The organism is Streptomyces sp. NPDC022910 (genome assembly GCF_055561075.1).
Genome location: NZ_JBVHHL010000032.1, coordinates 60,125 through 81,513 on the forward strand (window position 1 = coordinate 60,125; position 21,389 = coordinate 81,513).

General features: G+C 69.7%; 17 protein-coding genes, 1 pseudogene and 1 riboswitch. Of the genes and pseudogenes, 5 read left to right on the top strand and 13 right to left on the bottom strand.

Annotated elements, in window-relative coordinates; genetic code table 11:
- Positions 1–20 precede the first annotated feature (20 nt).
- The 4 genes and pseudogenes from ACZ3TS_RS27040 to ACZ3TS_RS27055 all read right to left on the bottom strand — a co-directional run bounded on the left by ACZ3TS_RS27040 (position 21) and on the right by ACZ3TS_RS27055 (position 3,927).
- A complete protein-coding gene (locus tag ACZ3TS_RS27040; protein ID WP_467622706.1) occupies positions 21–869 on the bottom strand; it encodes a carbohydrate ABC transporter permease in 849 nt (282 codons plus the stop codon).
- A 5-nt stretch (positions 870–874) separates the two neighbouring features.
- Complete coding sequence (locus ACZ3TS_RS27045; RefSeq protein WP_467622708.1) at positions 875–1,831, bottom strand: carbohydrate ABC transporter permease; 957 nt, start codon at positions 1,829–1,831, stop codon at positions 875–877.
- 10 nt (positions 1,832–1,841) lie between these two features.
- Entirely contained in the window at positions 1,842–3,104 is a 1,263-nt protein-coding gene (locus ACZ3TS_RS27050; RefSeq protein WP_467622711.1) for an ABC transporter substrate-binding protein, read from the bottom strand.
- 173 nt (positions 3,105–3,277) lie between these two features.
- Positions 3,278–3,927: pseudogene (locus tag ACZ3TS_RS27055) on the bottom strand (apurinic/apyrimidinic endonuclease family protein).
- A gap of 281 nt (positions 3,928–4,208) precedes the next feature.
- Between ACZ3TS_RS27055 and yicI the strand changes: the two are divergent.
- On the top strand, positions 4,209–6,479 hold the full coding sequence (gene yicI, locus ACZ3TS_RS27060; protein ID WP_467622714.1) for an alpha-xylosidase: 2,271 nt from the start codon (positions 4,209–4,211) through the stop codon (positions 6,477–6,479).
- 273 nt (positions 6,480–6,752) lie between these two features.
- Here the strand turns inward: yicI and ACZ3TS_RS27065 are convergent, their stop codons facing one another.
- Positions 6,753–7,937: an MBL fold metallo-hydrolase gene (locus tag ACZ3TS_RS27065; protein ID WP_467622717.1), complete on the bottom strand. Its 1,185-nt coding sequence runs from the start codon at positions 7,935–7,937 to the stop codon at positions 6,753–6,755.
- Between the two features lie 191 nt (positions 7,938–8,128).
- On the opposite strand from ACZ3TS_RS27065, the gene ACZ3TS_RS27070 reads away from it, so the two are divergent.
- From ACZ3TS_RS27070 to ACZ3TS_RS27080, 3 genes are all read left to right on the top strand, one after another.
- On the top strand, positions 8,129–8,713 hold the full coding sequence (locus ACZ3TS_RS27070; RefSeq protein ID WP_467622720.1) for a carboxymuconolactone decarboxylase family protein: 585 nt from the start codon (positions 8,129–8,131) through the stop codon (positions 8,711–8,713).
- Positions 8,714–8,798: 85 nt separating this feature from the next.
- Positions 8,799–9,989, top strand: a complete 1,191-nt coding sequence (locus ACZ3TS_RS27075) for a Glu/Leu/Phe/Val dehydrogenase dimerization domain-containing protein (RefSeq protein WP_467622723.1) — start codon at positions 8,799–8,801, stop codon at positions 9,987–9,989.
- Between the two features lie 14 nt (positions 9,990–10,003).
- Entirely contained in the window at positions 10,004–10,624 is a 621-nt protein-coding gene (locus ACZ3TS_RS27080; RefSeq protein WP_467622726.1) for a TetR/AcrR family transcriptional regulator, read from the top strand.
- 320 nt (positions 10,625–10,944) lie between these two features.
- Here the strand turns inward: ACZ3TS_RS27080 and ACZ3TS_RS27085 are convergent, their stop codons facing one another.
- From ACZ3TS_RS27085 to ACZ3TS_RS27095, 3 genes are all read right to left on the bottom strand, one after another.
- Entirely contained in the window at positions 10,945–11,730 is a 786-nt protein-coding gene (locus ACZ3TS_RS27085) for an SGNH/GDSL hydrolase family protein (protein WP_467622761.1), read from the bottom strand.
- Between the two features lie 263 nt (positions 11,731–11,993).
- Positions 11,994–12,866, bottom strand: coding sequence for a M23 family metallopeptidase (locus tag ACZ3TS_RS27090; protein ID WP_467622728.1), 873 nt, complete (start codon positions 12,864–12,866; stop codon positions 11,994–11,996).
- Between the two features lie 4 nt (positions 12,867–12,870).
- Positions 12,871–13,027, bottom strand: a riboswitch (cyclic di-AMP (ydaO/yuaA leader).
- A gap of 303 nt (positions 13,028–13,330) precedes the next feature.
- Positions 13,331–15,403: an alpha-galactosidase gene (locus tag ACZ3TS_RS27095; RefSeq protein ID WP_467622731.1), complete on the bottom strand. Its 2,073-nt coding sequence runs from the start codon at positions 15,401–15,403 to the stop codon at positions 13,331–13,333.
- A gap of 193 nt (positions 15,404–15,596) precedes the next feature.
- On the opposite strand from ACZ3TS_RS27095, the gene ACZ3TS_RS27100 reads away from it, so the two are divergent.
- Positions 15,597–16,394, top strand: coding sequence for a tyrosine-protein phosphatase (locus ACZ3TS_RS27100; RefSeq protein ID WP_467622734.1), 798 nt, complete (start codon positions 15,597–15,599; stop codon positions 16,392–16,394).
- 36 nt (positions 16,395–16,430) lie between these two features.
- On the opposite strand, the gene ACZ3TS_RS27105 is transcribed toward ACZ3TS_RS27100, so the two are convergent.
- From ACZ3TS_RS27105 to ACZ3TS_RS27125, 5 genes are all read right to left on the bottom strand, one after another.
- Positions 16,431–16,541: a DUF6126 family protein gene (locus ACZ3TS_RS27105; protein ID WP_467622764.1), complete on the bottom strand. Its 111-nt coding sequence runs from the start codon at positions 16,539–16,541 to the stop codon at positions 16,431–16,433.
- Positions 16,542–16,576: 35 nt separating this feature from the next.
- Entirely contained in the window at positions 16,577–17,194 is a 618-nt protein-coding gene (locus tag ACZ3TS_RS27110; RefSeq protein ID WP_467622737.1) for a helix-turn-helix domain-containing protein, read from the bottom strand.
- A 72-nt stretch (positions 17,195–17,266) separates the two neighbouring features.
- Positions 17,267–18,667, bottom strand: a complete 1,401-nt coding sequence (locus tag ACZ3TS_RS27115; protein ID WP_467622740.1) for an aspartate aminotransferase family protein — start codon at positions 18,665–18,667, stop codon at positions 17,267–17,269.
- On the bottom strand, positions 18,664–20,559 hold the full coding sequence (gene dxs / locus ACZ3TS_RS27120; RefSeq protein ID WP_467622743.1) for a 1-deoxy-D-xylulose-5-phosphate synthase: 1,896 nt from the start codon (positions 20,557–20,559) through the stop codon (positions 18,664–18,666). Before dxs ends, ACZ3TS_RS27115 begins: the two co-directional genes overlap by 4 nt.
- 158 nt (positions 20,560–20,717) lie before the next feature.
- The coding region (locus ACZ3TS_RS27125) for a flavodoxin-dependent (E)-4-hydroxy-3-methylbut-2-enyl-diphosphate synthase (protein WP_467622746.1) at positions 20,718–21,389 on the bottom strand (672 nt) is incomplete at its 5' end.

A 21,389-nucleotide genomic window follows, 5' to 3' on the forward strand; every position in this document is an offset into this window, starting at 1 on the left:
CTTTTCCAGGTGTGCGGTGGTCACTTGACGGAACCGCCGGTGATGCCGGCGGCGATGTACTTCTGCGCGAGCACGAGCAGGACCGCCGCGGGGATCGCGGAGAGCACGGAGGCGGCCATGACCGAACCCCAGTCGCCGACGTGCGCGCCGATGTACTGGTAGATGCCCAGGGTGACCGGCTTGACGTGGTCGGTGGTGTTCAGGGTGAGCGCGAACATGAAGTCGCTCCACGCGTACAGGAAGGAGAACAGCCCGGCGGTGATCAGCGAGTTGCGGCTCATCGGCAGTACGACCTGGAGGAAGGTGCGCAGCCGGCCGGCTCCGTCCACCTCGGCCGCCTCGATGACCTCACGCGGGATGGCCACCATGAAGGACCGCATCAGCACGATCGCGAACGGGATGCCCAGCGAGGCGTCTGCCAGCATGAGGCCGAAGTAGGAGTTGACCAGGCCGAGGTCCACGTACGTGCTGTACAGCGCGTTGGCGATGACGATGCCCGGGACCATCTGCGTGATCAGGGTGCCGAACACCACTGTCTTGGCGCCGCGCAGCTTGAACTGCGCGAGGCCGTAGGCGGCCGGCGCGGAGAACGCCAGGCAGATCACGACGGCGCCGAGCGCCACCACGAGCGAGGTCAGCAGATGGCCGCCCTGCTCGGTCAGGGCCGAGGAGAAGCCGGACAGGTCCAGGCTGTGCGGGACCGTGTCCACCTCCAGCAGACCGGACTCGGGCTGCAGCGCGGTGTTGATCATCCAGTACAGCGGGAACAGCATCACGCACAGGATGAGGATGCCGACGACCGTCGTGCCCCAGCGGCGCTTCGGCTTGTTGACGGCCGGGGCCGGGGCGGCGGGAGTGGTGGTCGCCATGCCGGTCACTTCCCCTCGTTGCGGTTGGCCCGCAGGTAGAACACCGCGAACACGGCGGAGATCAGGATCAGGATGTTGCCGACCACGGCGCCGGCCCCGAAGTCCAGCTGGACGAAGGAGTTCTGGTACGTCAGCGTGCCCAGGGTCTGCGTGGAGTCGGCGGGGCCGCCGTCGGTGAGCGCCAGCACCAGGTCGAGGATCTTGACCGTGGACATGAAGCCCAGCACGAGCACGACGGTGATGACGGGCTTCAGCAGCGGCAGCGTGACCGAGCGGAAGGTGCGCCAGGCGGAGGCGCCGTCGAGCGAGGCGGCCTCGTAGACCTCGCGTGGGACCTCCTGGAGGCCGCCGTAGAGAATCACCATGTTGAACGGGATGCCGATCCAGATGTTCACCAGGATCACGGCGAGCAGAGCCATATGGGTGCTGGTCAGCCACGGGGTGTGGCCGATGCCGAACAGCCCGAGGAAGGAGTTCAGCACACCGGTGTCCTGGTCCAGGATGCGCCGCCAGACGATGCCGGAGACGACCACGGGCACCAGCCAGGGCAGCAGGATCAGCGCGCGCAGCACCCCGTTGAGCGGGAACCTGCGGTTGAAGAACACCGCGAGGCCAAGACCGATGCAGAACTGCCCGATCAGGGAGCCGATCGTGAAGACGATCGTCTGCCACAGGGCCTTGCCGAACAGGTCGTCGCCGAAGACGTTGCGCCAGTTGTCCAGGCCGTTGAAGGGGGCCTTGCCGGTGAAGAAAGTCGACGGCGTGTAGTGCTGGAAGCTCATCACGATGTTGCGGACGAGCGGGTAGCCGAAGAACAGCAGCATGAACAGCACGGCGGGGGCCACGAAGCCCCACTGCGCGAGTGTGCGGCGCCGGCGGGTGCGGGCCGGGTTGGGGGCGGCTCCGGCAGCGGTGGTGCCGGTGGCCGCGGGGGCGGGAACGGCAGCGGTGGTGGTGGACATCGTCGTTACCTCACTTCCCGCTCTCGACGCGCGCCTGCGCGTGCTTCAGTGCCGATTCGCTGGACTCGCCTGTGAGCGCCGACTGGAACGCGCTCTGCAGGGCGAGGGAGATCGAGGTCCAGCCGGAGCCGACCTTGGCGGTGCGCGAGCGCGCCACCGCGACCTGGTCGGCCAGCGAGCTGAGCGAAGGGACCTTCTTGCGCCAAGTGGCGGCGGCCTTCTGGTTGGCCGGGATCATCCAGCTGTTGAGCGCGTAGGTCACTTCCTCCTGCTCGCTCGTCATGCAGTTGATGATCTTCGCGGACATCTTCTCGCGCGTGGTGTCGCCGATGTCGGGGATGGTCAGCTCACCGCCGCCCAGCGGGCCCACGGAGTTGTCCCCGGCCTTGGGGACGGGGGTCTGCGCGATGCCCCAGTGCAGGCTCTTCTTGGTGTTCAGGGTCTCGACCTGCCACGGGCCGTTGATCATCATGGCGGCGTTTCCGGCCATGAACTGGTCGTTGACGTCGGCCTGCGTCCAGTTGATCGTCGACTTCGACAGCGAGCCGTCGGAGAGCAGCGACTTCCAGTAGTCCAGCGCCTGGACCACCTGCCGGCTGTCGAGGTCGGTCTCGTCGCCGCCGTTGGACCACATGAACGGCGTGAACTGGTAGACACCGTCCTCCGCGCCGCCCGCGCTCAGGGCGATGCCGTACTGGTGGCCCTGGGTGAACTTCTTGGCCGTCTCGCGCATCTCGTCCCACGTGGTGGGCACCTTCAGGCCGGCCTTCTTGAGGATGTCCTTGTTGTAGAAGAGCGCGAGGGTGTTCACCGTGCGCGCCGCGCCGTAATACGTGCCCTTGTAGGAGCCGTAGTCGATGATGCCCTGCGGTACGTCGGTGGTGTCGACGCCCAGCTTCCTCAGGTCCACCAGGCCGCCGGTCTCCGCGAAGGTCGGCATCTCGGAGCCGTCGAACTGGATGATGTCCGGCAACGACTTCGAGGACGCCATCCGCAGCGACTTGGTCATGACCTGGTCGGCCGGGACCGACTGCTGCTTGATGGTGACGCCGAGCTGCTTGCTGCAGCGTTCGAGAGTCGCCGCGTCCCAGCTGTGGTACGAGTCGTCCGTCGAGGAGTTCAGAACGGTGTACACGTCGGGGTCGCGGGACTGGCCGCAGCCGGCCAGCGCGACGGTGCCGACGAGCGCGGAGGCGACGGTGAGCGGGACGAGGACGCGCCGGCGTACCCGCCGGCGTCCGGGACGTGCCCCGTTCGGAAGGTGTGCTGTCACGGTGGTGCCCTTGCGTGGGAGGGGTGCCGGCTCCGGCGGACGCCCGTGTCCGGCGGAGTGGGAAGGAGAGGGAGCGGGCCTGGGCCCTGGGCGCGGTTCCGGCGGACGCGCGTCCGTGGGGGGTGGCTCACCCCGTGCCCGGCGCGGTGCGGGGCACGGGCCGGGGGTCCGGGTCAGCGGGTGCCGAGGAGGTGGTCCATGGCGAGCTGGTCGAGGTGTTCGAAGGCCATGCCGCGCGCGGCGGCCGCCTCCACGTCGAAGTCCTCGAACGCGGCGCGGTCGGCGAGCAGGGCCTGCAGGCCGTCCCCGGCGGTCGGCTGCGCCAGCTGGTCCAGCCGGGAGGCGCGCAGCGCCTCCCGGACCTCCGGGTCCGCGCGGAAGGCGGCGGCACGCTCCTTCAGGACGAGGTAGTTGCGCATGCAACCGGCCGCCGAGGCCCACACGCCGTCGAGGTCCTCGGTCCGCGGCGACTTGAAGTCGAAGTGCCGCGGCCCGTCGTATCCGGCGCTCTCCAGGAGGTCGACCAGCCAGAACGCCGCAGGTCGGTGGTGGCCATCGGCACAGTCATCCCGGTCGTGTCCAGGGCCTGCCGGAAGCGCTTGATGTGCCCCTCACGCTCGCTGTCCGAGGACCCGAAGGGAATCAGGTCGTCGTCGTGGAAGGTCACTCCGTACGCCCCGAGCTCGGCGAGGCGCTGCACCGTCTCCACCGGGTCCAGGGCACGCCGGGTGGCGTCCCCGAAGGGATCCCGTCCCTGCCAGCCGACGGTCCACAGGCCGAAGGTGAACCTGTCCTCGGGGGTGGCGTTGAAGCGCTTCGACATGGTGCGGCCCTTGCTGTCGCGCGGTCCGGCGACGTTGCCGGAACGGTTTTGTTTGACGTGATGACTAATACGCCAAGAGGCGGTACTCGCGCTAGCCCTACGTGGCGCGTCTCTCTTCATAGCTCGACGTGAAGGCAAGGTCTGTCTGCGTAATCGGGCCTGATCAGAGCCGTAAACGTCCGGCTGGGGCTCGTGGACCGGATTTGTTTTATGTACGATCAAATTCCTCGTGACGCTGCCTGCACCCCAGTCGACAGCCTCCGCTCCTCCTGAGGAAGATCATGAAGTTCACCAATGGCTTCTGGCGTATTCGCGATGGCGTACAGATCGCCTACGCCACTGAAGTGCGTGACGTCCGCACCGAATCGAAGCGCTTCACCGCCCATGCCGCAGTGCAACGAGTGACGCGGAGGGGCGACACGCTCAACGCGCCGCTCATCTCGGTCGACTGTTTCTCGCCCGCCGAGGGCGTCATCGGCGTCCGCCTCACCCACCACTCCGGCAAGCGCCGGGTCGGTCCCGAGTTCACCGTCGGCGGTGTCGAGGGCGGTGTGGGCGAGGTGCGCGCCGACGGCAGCGTCACCGAGCTGACCAGCGGCCCCCTCACCCTGCGTCTGGACCGCTCGGCCCCCTTCGCGCTGAGCTTCCGTGACGCCGACGGCCGCGAGCTGACCCGGGTGGGCGCCAAGGGCGCCGCCTTCGCCACCACCGACCAGGGCGAGCACCACATGGTGGGCAAGCTCGCCCTCGGCGTCGCCGAGCAGGTCTACGGCCTCGGCGAGCGTTTCACCCCGTTCATCAAGAACGGCCAGGTCGTCGACATGTGGCAGGCCGACGGAGGCACCAGCAGCGAGCAGGCGTACAAGAACATCCCGTTCTACCTCTCCTCGCGCGGCTACGGCGTCTTCGTCAACCACCCCGGCAAGGTCTCCTTCGAGGTCGGCTCGGAGTCCGTCGGCCAGGTCCAGTTCAGCGTCGAGGACCAGGCCATGGAGTACTACGTGGTCGCGGGTCCCACCCCGAAGGACGTCCTCGCCCGCTACACGGGCCTCACCGGGCGCCCGGCCCTGCCGCCGGCCTGGTCCTTCGGCCTGTGGCTGACCACCTCCTTCACCACGTCCTACGACGAGGCGACGGTGATGTCGTTCGTCGACGGCATGACCGAGCGCGGCATCCCTCTGTCGGTGTTCCACTTCGACTGCTTCTGGATGCGCGAGTACCAGTGGTGCGACTTCCAGTGGGACCCGGGCGTCTTCCCCGATCCCGAGGGCATGCTGGCCCGGCTGAAGGCCAAGGGCCTGCGGATCAGCGCCTGGATCAACCCCTACATCGCCCAGAAGTCCCCGCTGTTCGACGAGGCCGCCGAACTTGGGCACCTGGTGCGCCGCGCCAACGGCGACGTGTGGCAGTGGGACCTGTGGCAGGCAGGTATGGGATTGGTGGACTTCACCAGCCCCGAGGCCTGCGCCTGGTTCCAGTCGAAGCTCAAGCCGCTGCTGGACCAGGGCGTCGACTGCTTCAAGACCGACTTCGGCGAGCGCATCCCCACCGACGTCGTCTGGCACGACGGCTCGGACCCCGAGCGGATGCACAACTACTACACCGAGCTGTACAACAAGACCGTCTTCGAGCTGCTGGAGAAGGAGCGCGGACAAGGCGAGGCCGTGCTGTTCGCGCGCTCCGCGACCGCGGGCGGCCAGCAGTACCCCGTGCACTGGGGCGGTGACTGCTGGTCCTCCTTCGAGGCCATGGCCGAGTCGCTGCGCGGCGGGCTGTCCCTGTCGCTGAGCGGCTTCGGCTTCTGGAGCCACGACATCGGCGGCTTCGAGGGCACCCCCGACGCCTCGGTGTTCAAGCGCTGGCTGGCCTTCGGCCTGCTCTCCTCGCACAGCCGTCTGCACGGCTCCTCCTCCTACCGCGTGCCGTGGGAGTTCGGCGACGAGGCCGTCGACGTCGCCCGATCCTTCACCCTGCTCAAGCACCGTCTGATGCCGTATCTGTACGGCATCAGCGTCGAGGCCCACCGCACGGGGGTGCCCGTGATGCGCCCGATGTTGCTGGAGTTCCCCGACGACCCGAACTGCCGCACGGTGGACCGCCAGTACATGCTCGGAGCCGACCTGCTGGTCGCCCCGGTCTTCACCGAGGACGGCGAGGTCGAGGTCTACCTGCCCGAGGGCACCTGGACGCAGCTGCTCACCGGCGAGACGGTCACCGGCCCGGCCTGGCGCACCGAGCGCCACGGCTACGACAGCCTTCCGCTGTACGTCCGCGAGGGAGCCGTCCTGCCGCTGTCCGCCGACGACCAGCGCCCCGACGGCGACTGGCTGGACGGCACCACCCTGCTGGTCCACCCGACCGCCGAGGGCGGCTACGAGCGCACCGTGACGGTCCCGGACCAGGCCGGTATCCCCGCCGCCGCCTTCCGCGTCCGGCGTGGCGGCGACACGCTGCGCGTCACCGCGGAGGGCAGCGACAAGCCGTTCACGGTGCGGGTCGCGGGCGGCGCGAGCGCTACCGGAACCGGAGAAGTGACCGTGCCGCTGGCCTGATCCGGCACGGCGACCCAAGTCCGACCGGGCAAGAGGGGCGGGACGCGTGAGTGCGCGTCCCACCCCTCTCCCGTCCCCGGCGTCTCCGGAGCGCCCGGGGAGTGCGGCCCCGGCCGTCGCTCAGTCGGTCCCGCCACGCTCCAGCGGCCGGAACTCCGACACCCGTTCCTGACTCTGCCGACGCGGCGGCCCGTCGATGACTCGCAGGGCCTGCTCTCGCTCGGCCTCCGACATGGTGGCAAGGACCTCCGTACGCGCTGAGTTCGTCGACGGTCAGCCCTCGCCCACAAGGTCGAGGTCGTCACGAGACGCCACCAGGGTGATCTCCGGAACAGGCCACTTGCCGCTCAGCGGCAAGGACACATCCCGCCACCAGGGGCGCGTGGGGAGGATTCCGGCAGGCTCGAAGGGCTGGCCTGGAACAGGGACAGCGACCGCCTGTCCGACCGCGCCGGCTGCGGCCAGCGTCCACTCGCCGGGCTCGACCCAGGGGTGTGGCGCCAGGTTGAACGTGCCCCAGTGGATGGGCAGCATCACGCCGTGCGGCTGACCGCCCTGGAGGTCGAGGTGGGAGCGCATGCCCTCCTCGGGAGTCATGTGGATGTCGGGCCAGAACTCGGAATAGGCGCCGATCTGGATCATCGTGGCGTCGAACGGGCCGTGCTCGGCTCCGATGTCCTTGAAGCCCTCGAAGTAGCCGGTGTCGCCGCTGTGGTAGATCCGGTGCTCGTCGCCCGCCACGGACCACGACGCCCACAGCGTGTGCTGTGTGTTGCGCAGACCGCGGCCGCAGAAGTGGCGGGCCGGGGTCGCGGTCAGGGTGATGCCGCCGACCTTCGTCGACTCGTTCCAGTCCAGCTCGCGCAGCCGGTCCGCCGAGACGCCCCAGCGCTCCAGGTGGGCGCCGACGCCGAGCGGTATCGCGAACACGGTGTCCGTGCCGGCCAGGGCCTTGATGGTGGGCATGTCGAGGTGGTCGTAGTGGTCGTGGGAGATGACGACGACGTCGACGGGGCCGAGCGCGGCAATCGGCAGGGGCACCGGGTGCAGCCGCTTGGGGCCGACGAAATCGAAGGGGGAGCAGCGCTCGCCCCAGACGGGGTCGAACAGAACCCGGTGTCCGTCGATCTCGGCGAGCACACTGGAGTGCCCCATCCAGGTCAGCCGAAGCCCGCTCGCCGGGGGCTCGGCCAGATCGGCGTACGTCGTCGCGTGCACCGGCACGGTGCCTGTCGGGGCGCGGCGGACACGGGACTCCTTACGGAAGAAGCCCTTCGCCAGCTCCAGCGTGGAGCCACCCGAAGGGCGGGTCCGGGTGCCCTCCGGGTTCACGAAGACGCCGTTCGCGAAGTGCGGCGATCTACGGATGCGCGCCAGGCGCTCCCCGCTCGGATCCGCGCCGAAGGCGGCGGGCCGCAGGGCGTGGAGCCCGGCGCTCAGGGAACGGGAAGCGGTCACGGAACCTCCAGGGAGTCGGTGAGGCCTTCCATTATGGTCGGCCCTTCTGACAGCGCCGGGGCGGCCGTGCCACAACGCGATGTCCCGGCACACAGCGCGGCGTGCGGGCCTGGATGTCACATTCGCCGGGCGCCGGTCCGTCGTACCCGTGAGGGCACACGAAGGGAGCGCCCGGGAACGACGCACCGGAGGTGGCCCGTATCTCCCTAACCCCGCGCCGCACGCTCTTCTTCCGCGTCGTGGAGTGGTATTCGAAGAAGACCTACGGCAAGGTTCTCGACCCCGGCAGGGCGCTCGCCCATCAACCACGCGTGCTCTGGGCCGATCTGCGCTTCGAGCGGTCGGTGGCGAAGTGGAATCGGCTCGACGCGGATCTGAAGGCGCTGGCCGAGATGGCGGCGGCCGCGTCGATCGGCTGCTCCTGGTGCACGGACTTCGGCTACTGGGTGAGCCGGGAACGCGGCATGGCCCGCGAGAAGCTGGCCGACGTGCCGCGCTGGCGCGACAGCGACGTGTACACGGAACTGGAGCGCGACGTCATGGAGTACGCCGAGGCGATGACGGCCACCCCGCCCGCCGTCGACGACGACCTCGCCGCCCGGCTCGTCGCCCGGCTGGGCGAGCCCGCCTTCGTGGAGCTGACGGCGATGGTGGCGGTGGAGAATCTGCGCTCGCGCGTCAACTCGGCTCTGGGCCTGACGAGTCAGGGCTTCAAGGACCTCTGCGACGTGCAGCGGGTGCAGGAACGGACGGCCTCTGTGGATCAGAGCCGGTAGCCGTCACCCGGAGTGCTTCCGGGACCCGGCTCAGCCCGGCGGCACCGCGCCAGGTAACTGAATCGCTGTTCAGTACAGTGGGCCCATGACCACCGATCGGGACACTCCCCTCATGACACTCGTCTGGACCGACCACGTCACCGGCCGACGGGGCTATCTCGTCGTCGACCGCCTCGTCCGGGGCGTCGCCAGCGGCGGGCTGCGGATGCGCCCGGGCTGCACGCTGGACGAGGTCGCGGGGCTGGCCCGTGGCATGACCATGAAGGAGGCGCTGCACTACAACCCCGCGGGCCGGTACGTCCCGCTGGGCGGCGCCAAGGGCGGCATCGACTGCGACCCCCGGGCCCCGGAGGCGTACGACGTCCTCGTGCGCTATCTGCGGGCGATGAGGCCGTACATCGAGACGGTCTGGACGACCGGGGAAGACCTGGGGCTGACCCAGGAACTGGTGGACCGGGCGGCCTCCGAGGCGGGACTTGTGTCATCGGTGCAGGCCGTGTATCCGCTCCTCGACGACGAGGCGGCGGCCCGCAAGCGGCTCGCGGACGCCTTCGCCGTGGAGGTCGCCGGAGTCGGGCTGGACGGGCTGGTCGGCGGGTGCGGGGTCGCCGAGTCGATACTGACCGCCCTGGACCGGGCAGGCGTGCCGTATGCGGGCACCCGCGTGGCCCTGCAGGGATTCGGCACCATGGGCGGGGCCACGGCGCGGTTCCTGGCCTGCGCGGGACTGGCCGTCGTCGCGGTCGCCGATGTCAAGGGCACCATCGCCAACCCTGACGGGCTCGACGTCGAGGCGTTGCTCGCCGCGCGCGACGCGTACGGCACGGTGGACCGCGGCGTGCTGCGCCCCGGTGACCGTGAACTACCGGGCGACGCCTGGCTGTCGGCCGAGGCGGAGGTGCTGGTGCCGGCGGCCGTCTCGTACGCCGTCGACACCGTGAACCAGACGGGGATCGGCGCGCGGTGGATCGTCGAGGCGGCGAACATGCCGGTGCTTCCCGAGGCGGAGGTCCTGCTCGCCGCACGCGGGGTGACCGTGCTGCCGGACGTGGTGGTCAACTCCGGGACGAACGCCTGGTGGTGGTGGACGCTGTTCGGCGACATAGGTGCCGACGCCGAGGAGGCTTTCGCCTACACCAGGCGCTCCATGCGGGCCCTGGTCGGCCTGATGCTGGACCGGGCGGAGGCCGACGGTACGAGCCCTCGGACGGCCGCGCACGCTCTGGTTGCCGACCGCCTGCCGGTGATCGCGGAACGGTTCGGCTGGTACCGGTGACATAGGGTTGCGGCGTGACGAGGGTGCGGTTGAGCGTGGCCCAGCGGCGTGAGGAGCTGCTGCGGGCCGCCGTCGAGCAGATCGAGGCGCGAGGCGTGGCGGCGGTGCGGATCGCCGACGTGGCCTCGGCGCTCGGGGTGAGCAACGCGCTGGTGCTGTACCACTTCTCGACCAAGGAGAAGCTGGTCGCGGAGGCGTTCGCGTACGCCGCCGAGGACGATCTCGGACATCTGCGCAAGCTGCTCGGCCGCCGTACGTCGGCACTGCGCCGCCTCAGGTCCGCCGTCCGCTGGTACGCGCCGACCGGGCAGGCCAAGGGCTGGCGGCTGTGGATCGAGGGCTGGGCGGCGGCACTGCGCGAGCCTGCGCTGCGGGAGGTCACGCGGGACCTCGACCGGCAGTGGAAGGCCGCGATCACCGAGGTCTTGGCGGAGGGAGTGGCCGCGGGCGAGTTCCACTGCGCCGACCCGGCGGGCACCGCACTGCGGCTGACCGCGCTGCTCGACGGGCTCGCCGTGCAGATGACGGCGTACGAGGGCACGGTGTCGCGGGCGCGTGCACAGGAGTGGGTCGACGAGGCACTCGCCCGCGAACTGGGCATGGCACGCGCGGGGTTGACGGCGACCAAAGGCTGACCGGGTGCCCCGGGAAGACCGGCGGACCGACGCCCGCATGGCGCAGGGCGCCTCGGGGAGTGGGCGGACGCCCGTGTGCCCGGGAAACAGGAGCGGCTCGCCCGCCCTCGACGGAGGGCAGGGACCAGGGACAGCGAAGGTCCTGCTTCCGCGTCACCTCGCCAACCAGAAAGCCGTGACGTCCCGCCCGCCCGGGGAAGACCCTCGACGGGCGAGGCCGGGATCAGCCTCGAGACCAGTACGGCGCGACACTCCGCACGACCGCAGGAACCAGGCGGCCCGGGCGCGTGGCCCGGGCCGTACCCGATGAGCGGTCCTGTTCAGACCGCCTGCGCTATCCGCATCTTGATGTCGTCCGGCGACAGGGTGCCCTTCGCCACGACGCGGTCACCGGAGGACTCGCCGCGCAGCCGGCGCCCGATCCACGGGACCAGGTGCTCGCGCGCCCAGTGGATGTCGTCGCGCCGCACCTCCAGCGTGCCGCGCGGCGGCAGCGGCGGCCACGGCTGGTCCGGGTCGGCCGGTACCTCGATGCCGAGCACCTGGCCCGCCCTCAGGGCGACCCGGGTGTGGCCCTCGGGCGAGAGGTGGAGACGGTCACCGTCCCAGGCGCGCCGGTCCTGCACGGTCTTCAGCGACCACAGATCGAGGACCGGGCAGCCGTACCGGTCGGCGATCGCCCGGACGTGCCCGTTGTAGGTGGCGATCTTCCCGCGCAGATGCTTGAGGACAGGGACGCCACGGGTGTCGAAGCCGGTCGTCACCAGCACGGTGCCGACGACGGAGGTGAGGTCGGCGACGGCCCGCTCGAAGCGCTCGGCGACCTCGTCGGGGTCGGTGCCCGGCCGGATGATGTCGTTGCCGCCCGCGCAGAACGAGACCATGTCCGGCGCGAGTTCGATGGCCTTCGGAAGCTGGTCCGCGACGATCTGGTCCAGCAGTTTGCCGCGCACGGCAAGGTTCGTGTACTTGAAGTCGCCTTCGGGACGCCGGTCGGCGAGGAGCACCGCGAACCGGTCGGCCCAGCCGACGAACTGCCCGTCGGGGCCGGGGTCGCCGACGCCCTCGGTGAAGCTGTCCCCCACCGCTACGTACGACCCGATCACTGATCTGTTGTCATTCTTCGAATCGTCTGCCACGTCGGCCCATGATTCACCTTGGGATGTGAGCTACGCGACCGTAGGAAAGGGTTGACGGACGGTGAGATAAACCACTCGCCGAATGCGATCCGATCCGGAATAACCCTCCGATCAGGGGTGTTCGGGTGAGCCACCGGACGTGGGGCCGGCGCGGCGGAACGGCAACGCCGGAGGCCGGACCCCCGGGAACGGGGGTCCGGCCTCCCGAAGGCGGCGGGCGGCCGACGGCGTCAGCCGACACTCAGGCCGTGGGAGCGCAGGTAGGCGACCGGGTCCACGTCGGAGCCGTAGTCCGGGGTCGTGCGGATCTCGAAGTGCAGGTGCGGTCCGGTGACGTTGCCGGTCGCGCCGGACAAGCCTATCTGCTGACCCGGGGTCACGGCCTGGCCCCCGGCGACGGAGATCTGCGACAGGTGGGCGTACTGCGCGTAGTAGCCGTCGGCGAGCTTGATGACGACCTGGTTGCCGTACGCACCGCTCCAGCCGGCCGAGACGACCGTCCCCGCGGCGATGGCCTTGAGGCTGGTGCCGGTCGGGGCGATGAAGTCCACGCCGGTGTGGTATCCGCTGGACCACATGCTGCCCGCGGCGTGGTAGCCGGTGCCGATGGCGGCGGCCGCGACCGGCAGGGTGTAGCCGGTCGCGGTGGTGGTGGGCTTGGTTGCCGTCGTGGTGCTGGGCGCGGAGGCTTCGGACTCGGTGGCGGACGGGTCGGTCGTCTGCGACGCGGCGCGGTCACCGCGGAGTGCCAGCTTCAGACCCGGGTGGATCAGCGACGGGTCGGAGCCGACCACGGAGCGGTTGTCCTCGTAGAGCTTCTGCCATCCGCCGCTGACGTGCTGCTCGTCAGCGATCTTCGCGAGCCAGTCGTCGGCCTGCACCGTGTAGATCCTGGCGCCGTTCGCCCGGGCGCCGCTCTTTTCGGCGGCGACCGGAACGGAGGTGGCGGCCTTCTCGGCAGCGGATGCCGTCGGGGTGGCGGCATGGGCGCCGTTCGCCCCCATCAACGGCAGCGCGAGCGTGGCGCCGCCGGTTCCGGCGACGGCGATGGAACGGGTGAAACGCCGGGACTTGGGACGGCGGTGCTTACCCTTCGCGGGCATGGCGAATTCCTCTCCTGCGCCTGCGAGGTGAGCTGTCGGGTGCGGACTGGAGATGTCCGGCCGCGATTGCGCGCGGCTTTACCCCTAGCCGTTCCGGAGACCGGAACAGGCGACGTACCTGTGGGTCCCCCGCTCCTGCCGGGCACGGGTGAGTATGCGGGCCCCGGGCGGCGGCAGGATTAGGCGTTCCACCCGGATCGAGGGGGAACGTAAGCGACCGGGACACGCGGCCACAACCGGCCGGTTCCCGGCGCTCGGATTTCTCTTGATCCTTGGGGGAATTCCCCGTCACCCTCCGTCGATACGGGATTGCGAGCCGCTCTCAATCCCCCTGAAAAGCGCCCGAATTACGTGAACATGGCGACAACCGTACGTCACGGTTATGACCCTGCTCACGTGCTGTAATTTCAGGAGCCCTCATTCCAGAGCGAGTTGGAATGAAGGCTCCAATTCGGGCAGAACACTCAGATGCGACGCAGCCGGATAACCGTCGCATCGAAGTCGCCGTGCAGGCTGGTCGGCAGCCCGTGATGCAACAGCACGGCACCCCGGTGCACTTCGCCCGTTTCACGGCATTCATACGTCGCCGCCGGGTCGAGGCCGCGCAGCCGCAGCGGGGCGACCGGCTCGCCGTAGTGCTGCGCCTGGAGCCACGCGAGGACGACCGTCTCGTCACCGTGAACATACTGGACAGCGCTCAACCCGCCCCTCGGCGGCCGCAGTCGGTAGAGGTCGCCGCGCTGGACGACGGGGCGGATCTCCTTGTAGAGACCGACCCAGTCGCCGGCCTCCGCCAACTCCTCGTCGGTCCACGTCGTGAGGTCTCCCCCGACGCCCAGCACCCCCGCCATGGAACTCACGAACCGGAAGCGCAGCGAGCTGACTCGCCCGTTCAGCTGGGTGTTCGGGCTGTCCGTGACCCAGGCGGCCATGACCCGGGCCGGATGGATCTGACTGAAACCGTGCTGGATGGCGAGCCGGTCGAGCGGATCGGTGTTGTCTGAAGTCCACACCTCGTCCGTACGGCTCATGACACCGAGGTCGACCCGCCCGCCACCACCCGAGCAGGACTCGAAGGCGACTTTGGGGTGCGCGGCCCGCAGGCGGTCCAACAAGGCGTACAGGGCCCGCACATGGTCCACCCAGAGCCGCTGCGGGTACGGGTCCCCGGGCCAGCCGGCGTCGGTGAAGCAGCGGTTGAAGTCCCACTTCACATAGTCGATCGGGGCGCTGGAGAGGAGCCCGTCCAGCCGCTCCCACAGATACTCCTGGACGTCCTCGCGGGCGAGGTTCAGCACGAGTTGATTGCGGAATTCCGTCCGCTTTCGCCCACTCTGGTACTGCACCCAGTCAGGGTGAGCGCGGTAGAGGTCGCTGTCGGGGTTGACCATCTCGGGTTCGACCCAGATGCCGAACTGCATGCCGAGGCCGTGCACGAAGTCGGCGAGCGGCTTGAGGCCGGACGGGAAGCGGTCGGGGTTGGGCAGCCAGTCGCCGAGCCCGGCGCGGTCGCTGGTGCGGGCGCCGAACCAGCCGTCGTCGACGACGAACAGCTCGACCCCGATCTCCGCCGCCCGCCGCGCGAGCGCCTCCTGCTGCTCCTCGGAGATGTCGAACTCGGTGGCCTCCCAGGAGTTGTAGAGCACGGGCCGGTCCCGGTCGGCGTCCGGGATGACGTACGCCCGCTGGTACGCGTGCCAGGCACGGCTCGCGCCGCCGAATCCGCCGTCGCTCCACAGCCCCGCGAAGACGGGCGTGGTGTACGTCTCCCCGGCCGCCAGGCGCAGCAGGCCGGAGTCGTCGTACCCGGCCCCGCCGGTGATCTGCACGCGCGCGTCCGGGAGCTGGGCCACCGCGATCCGCCAGCTGCCCGACCAGGCGAGCGCGCAGCCGTAGACCTCGCCGTGCTCCTCGGTCGCCTCCGAGTCGAGCGCCACCCAGGGCAGGTGCTGGTGTCCCGTGTGGCCGCGGCGGCTGCCGATGACCTTCTCACCGTATGTGAGGTCGGACCGCACGAGCCGGGACTCGGCCGCCCAGCGGCCGTGCAGCTGCGACAGCCGCCAGCCCTCGCGCTCGGGCAGGGTCCAGGTCGCGGAGTCGGCACGGAGCAGTTCGACGGGGGCGGGGCCGTCGTTGGCGAGGGTCACCCAGCGCTCGACGACGTCTCCGCGCATCCGGTAGTGGAGGGTGGTGAGGAGCCCTGCGTCGCTGAACCGCAGCCGCAGCTCGTCGCCGTCGGCCTCGTACGCCTCGAACGTCCACTCGGTGCCGCGGCGCTCCTGCGTACGGACGGACAGGGCGGGGCGCACGAAGCGGGGGCCGCCCTCGACCGGGTACTCCTCGTGGCCGTCGAGCGGGGACTCGAAGGGCCAGTACCGGGGTGCGGGCAGGGCGGCGAGCGCCTCGGCGTCGGGAAGCGCGATGCGCGGGCCCCAGTGCAGATGCAGCAGTTCATCGCCGTCGGTGAGCCGCAGGGCGTAACTGCTCGCGGGCCCCGACAGCAGCCAGGTACGACGGTCAGCGCCGATTTCCAACATCAAGCCCCCACAGATCCGAACAGGTGCGATCAGGCACCGACATCATCGGGGGTGACCAGCCTCGGGGGCAACGTCTTCAGCCCGAGTTCAGCACAGCGCGCGGTATCCGATGATTGCCTGATGAACCCATGTCGTATGGTCGAAGCGCGGCCCGTCGGCGAGCAGCGCCGTCGGACGGATGGGAGGAGCCCCCGTGACGCAGCAGGTCCCGTCTACCGAGCCCGAGCTGACCGGGGTGCGCAACTTCCGTGACGTGGGCGGTCTGCCGACCGTGGACGGACGGCGCGTGCGGCAGGGAGTGATCTTCCGCAGCGGCCACCTCGCGCACGCGACGGAGAAGGACGCGGCGTTCCTCGCCTCCCTCGGCCTGCACACGATCTTCGACTTCCGCAACGGGGCGGACAAGCAGCTGGAGGGGCCGGACGTCGAGCTGCCGGGCGTGCGGAACGTCAACCTTCCACTGACCGACCCGGCGGACGGCGCCGAGTTCTGGAAGATGGTCCGCGACGGCGATCTGGAGCAGCTGCGCACCCTCCTGGCGGACGGCAAGGCCGCGGGCCGCATGGTCGCCTCGTACCGCACGATCATCAAGCAGCGCACGGCCGAGCATTCCCAGGTACTGCGCGCACTGTCCGAGGACAGCGTGCCCGCACTGATGCACTGCGCCGCGGGCAAGGACCGCGCGGGTCTGTCGATCGCCGTGACGCTCCTGGCCCTCGGGGTCGAGCGCGAGGCGATCGTCGCGGACTACCTGGAGTCCAATGCCACGCACCGCCGGTACAAGGTGCACCGCAACGGTTCGTCGCCCGACACGTACTCCCCCGAGGTGATGGAGCTCCTCAGCCCGTTGTTCGACGCGCGCGCCGAGTATCTGGCGGCTGCGATCGAGACCGTCGAGGAGACCTGGGGCGGCGTCGACGCCTACCTGGAGCAGGGGCTCGGAATCACGCCGGCGCTGCGGGAGCGGCTGCGCGCGCGACTGCTGGACTGAACGCGCCCGCTCCCGGCCGCCGGACCGGGGCCCTTCCTACTTGGCGCCCACCTCGAACAGCAGATAGATGAAGGCGGCGAAGAGGTGGCCGACGGCGATGTAGATGATCAGGCGGATCCACAGGGCCCGGGGGAACTTCTCCTCCATCACCCTGCGCTTGGGGCCGGTCTCCGGTTGCTCGCTCATGGTGTTTCTCCTGGGATGGGACCGAGGCAGAGCGTGGCGGTCGGGCTCTGCAACAGGGTGTGGACGAAGAGCAGCTCGGTGCCGCCGTGGTCGGCGGCCGCGAGGCGGTGCGGGGTCAGGGAGTCGAAGTGCGCGCTGTCACCGACCGCGAGCACATGCGCGGTGTCGCCCAGCCGCAGCCGCAGCCGCCCGCTCAGGACGTACAGCCACTCCTCACCGGGATGGACGCGTACGATGTCGCCCTGCGTGCCGTGCGGGATGTGGACGCGAAGGGTCTGCATGCCGCGGCCTGGTGCGCCGGCCTGCCAGTACGTCCAGCCGCCCGCCCGGGTCGGCTCCATGTCGGGGGCGCGGACGACCGCGTCCCGGTCGGCGACGGTCTCGCCGAGCAGTTCGGAGACCGTCGTACCGTAGATGCGGGCGAGCGTGAGCAGCACAGGCAGCGAGGGCTGGCGCTGCCCGGTCTCGAGCCGTGAGAGGTGCGCGGCGGAGAGCCCGGCGGTACGGGCCGCCGCCTCCAGGGTGAGCGAGGCACGGCGGCGCAGCGCACGCAGCTGCGGCGCGACGACCGGCAGATCCTCGCCCGTCCGGGACTCGTTCTGGGGAGAGCTCATGCTCCCCATTCAGCCGCAGCTTTGCCTCTATGGCAACTTTCTTGCCTCAGAGGCAAAGCCTCTCGGCCTTGGCTAGCGGTGTGCCACCGCCTGCTTGATCAGTGTCTTGCCGAAGTCCCACATCAGACCGCTGCCACTGTGCGCGTCGTCCATGACGGCGGTGAAGGCCTCCACGAACCGGTCGACGTCCTGTTCACCGATGATCAGCGGCGGGATCAGCTTGATCACCTCCAGGTGGTCACCGGAGACCTGGGTGAGGATTCGGTGCCGTTGCAGCAGCGGGACCACCACCATCTGTGCGAACAGACCCTTGCGGGCCGCCTGGAGCATGGTCCACCGGCTGCGCAGCTTCAGCGAGGTGGGCCTGCCGAACTCGACACCGATCATCAGGCCCCGGCCGCGTACGTCGCTGAGCAGCTCGTACTTGTCGACGAGTGCCGCCAGTCGGGACTTCAGCTGCTCTCCGACGGCACGCGCGTTCGCGACGACCTGCTCGTTCTCCATGACGGACAGGACGGCGAGCCCGGCCGCCATCGCCTGCGCGTTGGATCCGAAGCTCGCCGAGTGCACGAGCACCCGGTCCATGGACGAGTAGACCTTCTTGAAGATCCACTCCTTGCCCAAAGTGGCGCCGACGGGCACATATCCGCCGGAGAGTGCCTTCGCCACACACACCAGGTCGGGTTCGACGCCGCTCTCGTGCTGGTAGGCGTAGAAGTCCCCGGTCCGGCCGAGGCCGGTCTGCACCTCGTCCGCGATCAGCAGCGCCTTGTGCCGGTGCAGCAGCTCCTGGGCGGCCCGGAGATAACCGGGAGGCGCCTCGTGGACACCCTTGCCCTGGATCGGCTCGACGATGAGGGCCGCCACGTCCCCCTTCCTCAGTTCCCGGGCCAGGGTGTCGAGATCGCCGAGCGGGATCGCCGTGTCGGGCAGCAGCGGCGCGAAGCCGTCGCGGAAGCCACGCTCGCCGTTCACGGACAGCGAGCCGGTGGTCAGGCCGTGGAAGGCGTGCTCGCAGTACAGGATCCGTGGCTTGCCGGTGGCGAAGCGGGCGAACTTCAGCGCGGTCTCGACCGCCTCCGTCCCGCTGTTGCCGAAGAAGACCCTCTCCAGGTGCGGGCTGTGGGTCAGCAGCTTCTCCGCCAGCAGCCCGGGCAACGGCTGGCAGTCGAAGCGGGTGAGGTCGGCGAGCTGCGCGTCCAGGACGTCGTGCAGCGCCTTGCGGACCACGGGGTGGTGGCGCCCCAGTCCCATCACCCCGAACCCGGCGAGCATGTCCAGGTAGTCGTTGCCGTCCGCGTCCCAGAAGTGGGCACCCTCGGCCCGCTCGTAGACCTTGTCGAAGCCGATGGTGTGGAGCATGCGCGGGAGCTGGTGGTTGAGGTACCTGGCGTGCAGCTCGTAGCGCTCGCCCCCGCGCTCGGCAAGGAGCGCGCCGAGGTCGAACTGCCGGTTCCCGGAAGGGGTGGTCATTCCTGTTTCTCCTTGGACAGCTCGTCCTTGGCGGTCAGGCAGGCGCTGATCCGCCCCGCGACCTCGACGGGCGTGAGGCCGATGTCCGCGAGCACCTCGCCCCGCTTGGCGTGCGCGAGGAACTGTTCCGGGATTCCGAACCGCCGCACGGGCACGTCGACATCGGCGTCGCCCAGCGCCAGCGCGACCGCGGAGCCGACGCCGGCGGACCGGCTGTTGTCCTCGACGACCGCGACGAGCCGGTGTTCGGCGGCAAGTCCCGGCAGCGAGGGGTCGACGGGCTTGACCCAGCGCGGGTCGACGACGGTGCAGCCGATGCCCCGGGCCTGAAGCAGCTCGGCGGCCTGCAGGCAGACGGGAGCCATGACGCCGACGGCGACCAGGAGCACCTCGGGCCGCTCCGCGCGAGACAGCACGTCCAGGCCGCCCACGCGGTCCACCGCCGGGATCGCCGGGCCCACCGACTCCTTCGGGAAGCGGATCAGGGTCGGCGCGTCGTCGACCGCGACCGCCTCCCGCAGCTGCGCCCGCAACTGGTCGGCATCGCGCGGAGCGGCGATCCTCAGGCCCGGTACGACCTGTAGGACCGACATGTCCCACATGCCGTTGTGCGAGGGTCCGTCGACGCCCGTGACCCCGGCCCGGTCCAGGACGAACGTGACGCCGCAGCGGTGCAGGGCGACGTCCATGAGGAGCTGGTCGAAGGCACGGTTGAGGAAGGTCGCGTAGACGGCGACGACGGGGTGCAGCCCCCCGGTCGCGAGACCGGCCGCGGACACGGCCGCGTGCTGCTCGGCGATCCCCACGTCCCACACCCGGTGGGGGAACCGCTCCGCGAACTTGGTCAGGCCCACAGGGTGCAGCATGGCCGCCGTGATCGCCACGACGTCCTCGCGCTCCTCGCCGATCCGGACGATCTCGTCGCCGAAGACCGACGTCCACGAGGGACCGCCCGACGGCGCGAGGGGCTCGCAGGTGAGCGGGTCCATCACGCCGACCGTGTGGAAGTGGTCCTCCTCATGGGCGAGCGCGGGCTCGTAGCCTCGGCCCTTCTCGGTGAGGCAGTGGATCAGCACCGGTCCGTGGAAGCGTTTAGCGCGGCGCAGCGCCGACTCGACGGCCCGGATGTCGTGTCCGTCGATCGGGCCGACGTACTTCAGGCCCAGGTCCTCGAACAGGCCCTGTGGCGCGAACGCGTCCTTGAAGCCCTTCTTCGCGCCGTGCAGGGCCTCGTAGACGGTGTTGCCGACGACAGGTGTGCGCTGCAGCACGTCCTTGCCCCAGGCCAGGACCTTCTCGTAGCCGTCCGTCGTGCGCAGGGTGGCCAGGTGGTTGGCGAGGCCGCCTATGGTCGGCGCGTAGGAGCGTTCGTTGTCGTTGACGACGATGATCAGCGGTCGGTCCTTGGCGGCGGCGATGTTGTTGAGTGCCTCCCACGCCATGCCGCCGGTCAGCGCGCCGTCGCCGATGACGGCGACGACGTGCCCCTTCTCCCCCTGCACTTGACGGGCCTTGGCGAGCCCGTCCGCCCAGCCGAGCGCGGTGGACGCGTGGCTGTTCTCGATGATGTCGTGCTCGGACTCCTCACGCGAGGGATAGCCGGACAGGCCCCCCTTGCCGCGCAGCTTGGAAAAGTCCTGACGCCCTGTCAGCAGCTTGTGGACATAGCTCTGGTGGCCGGTGTCCCACAGGATGCGGTCGACCGGTGACTCGAAGGCCCGGTGGAGCGCGATGGAGAGTTCCACCACCCCCAGATTGGGCCCCAGGTGACCACCCGTCCTGGCGACCGCGTGAACCAGGAACTCCCTGATCTCCTCGGCCAGTTGACTCAGCTCTGCCTCGGACAGCGCCTTCAGGTCGCGTGGTTCCCGGATGTTCTCCAGAATCGTCACGCCCGGGCCTCCCCTCTTTTCAAGAGCTCGGTTCACCTTCGCAGCGCCACAGCCGGTGCCGAGGAGGCGACCGTGCTCGGCCCTCCCTCGCCGGGCCTCCGCGCGGTCACCTCCTCGGCACCGTCGCGCTCCTTCGGCTCACTCGCTGGTAAATCCGGTCAGCCGACGGTGATGCCAGATGTCCCTGGCGTGGTGACGGTCGGAGTGCCGGAGGTGACGCCGTCCTTCTCCATCTGCTCGGCGAGCTTCATCGCCTCCTGGATGAGGGTCTCCACGATCTTCGACTCGGGCACGGTCTTGATGACCTCACCCTTCACGAAGATCTGACCCTTGCCGTTCCCGGAAGCAACGCCCAGATCCGCCTCACGAGCCTCCCCCGGACCATTGACCACACAGCCCATGACCGCGACCCGCAACGGCACCTCCATACCCGTCAGACCCGCCGTGACCTCCTCGGCCAGCTTGTACACGTCGACCTGGGCACGACCACACGACGGACACGAGACGATCTCCAGGCCACGCTGCCGCAGATTCAGCGACTCCAGGATCTGGATACCGACCTTCACCTCCTCCACCGGAGGCGCAGACAGGGAAACCCGGATCGTGTCACCGATACCCTGCGACAACAGCGCACCGAAAGCCACCGCCGACTTGATCGTGCCCTGGAAAGCCGGACCGGCCTCCGTGACACCCAGGTGCAGCGGATACTCGCACCGCGCCGCCAGCTGACGGTACGCCTCCACCATCACGACCGGATCGTTGTGCTTCACCGAGATCTTGATGTCCCGGAAGTCGTGCTCCTCGAACAAGGACGCCTCCCACAACGCCGA

Excerpts from the sequence above, each read along its gene's own strand:
- ACZ3TS_RS27040 (WP_467622706.1), bottom strand. The coding sequence starts at position 869 with ATGGCGACCACCACTCCCGCCGCCCCGGCCCCGGCCGTCAACAAGCCG.
- ACZ3TS_RS27045 (WP_467622708.1), bottom strand. The coding sequence starts at position 1,831 with ATGTCCACCACCACCGCTGCCGTTCCCGCCCCCGCGGCCACCGGCACC.
- yicI (WP_467622714.1), top strand. The coding sequence starts at position 4,209 with ATGAAGTTCACCAATGGCTTCTGGCGTATTCGCGATGGCGTACAGATC.
- ACZ3TS_RS27075 (WP_467622723.1), top strand. The coding sequence starts at position 8,799 with ATGACCACCGATCGGGACACTCCCCTCATGACACTCGTCTGGACCGAC.
- ACZ3TS_RS27090 (WP_467622728.1), bottom strand. The coding sequence starts at position 12,866 with ATGCCCGCGAAGGGTAAGCACCGCCGTCCCAAGTCCCGGCGTTTCACC.
- ACZ3TS_RS27095 (WP_467622731.1), bottom strand. The coding sequence starts at position 15,403 with ATGTTGGAAATCGGCGCTGACCGTCGTACCTGGCTGCTGTCGGGGCCC.
- ACZ3TS_RS27105 (WP_467622764.1), bottom strand. The coding sequence starts at position 16,541 with ATGGAGGAGAAGTTCCCCCGGGCCCTGTGGATCCGCCTGATCATCTAC.
- ACZ3TS_RS27110 (WP_467622737.1), bottom strand. The coding sequence starts at position 17,194 with ATGAGCTCTCCCCAGAACGAGTCCCGGACGGGCGAGGATCTGCCGGTC.
- ACZ3TS_RS27115 (WP_467622740.1), bottom strand. The coding sequence starts at position 18,667 with ATGACCACCCCTTCCGGGAACCGGCAGTTCGACCTCGGCGCGCTCCTT.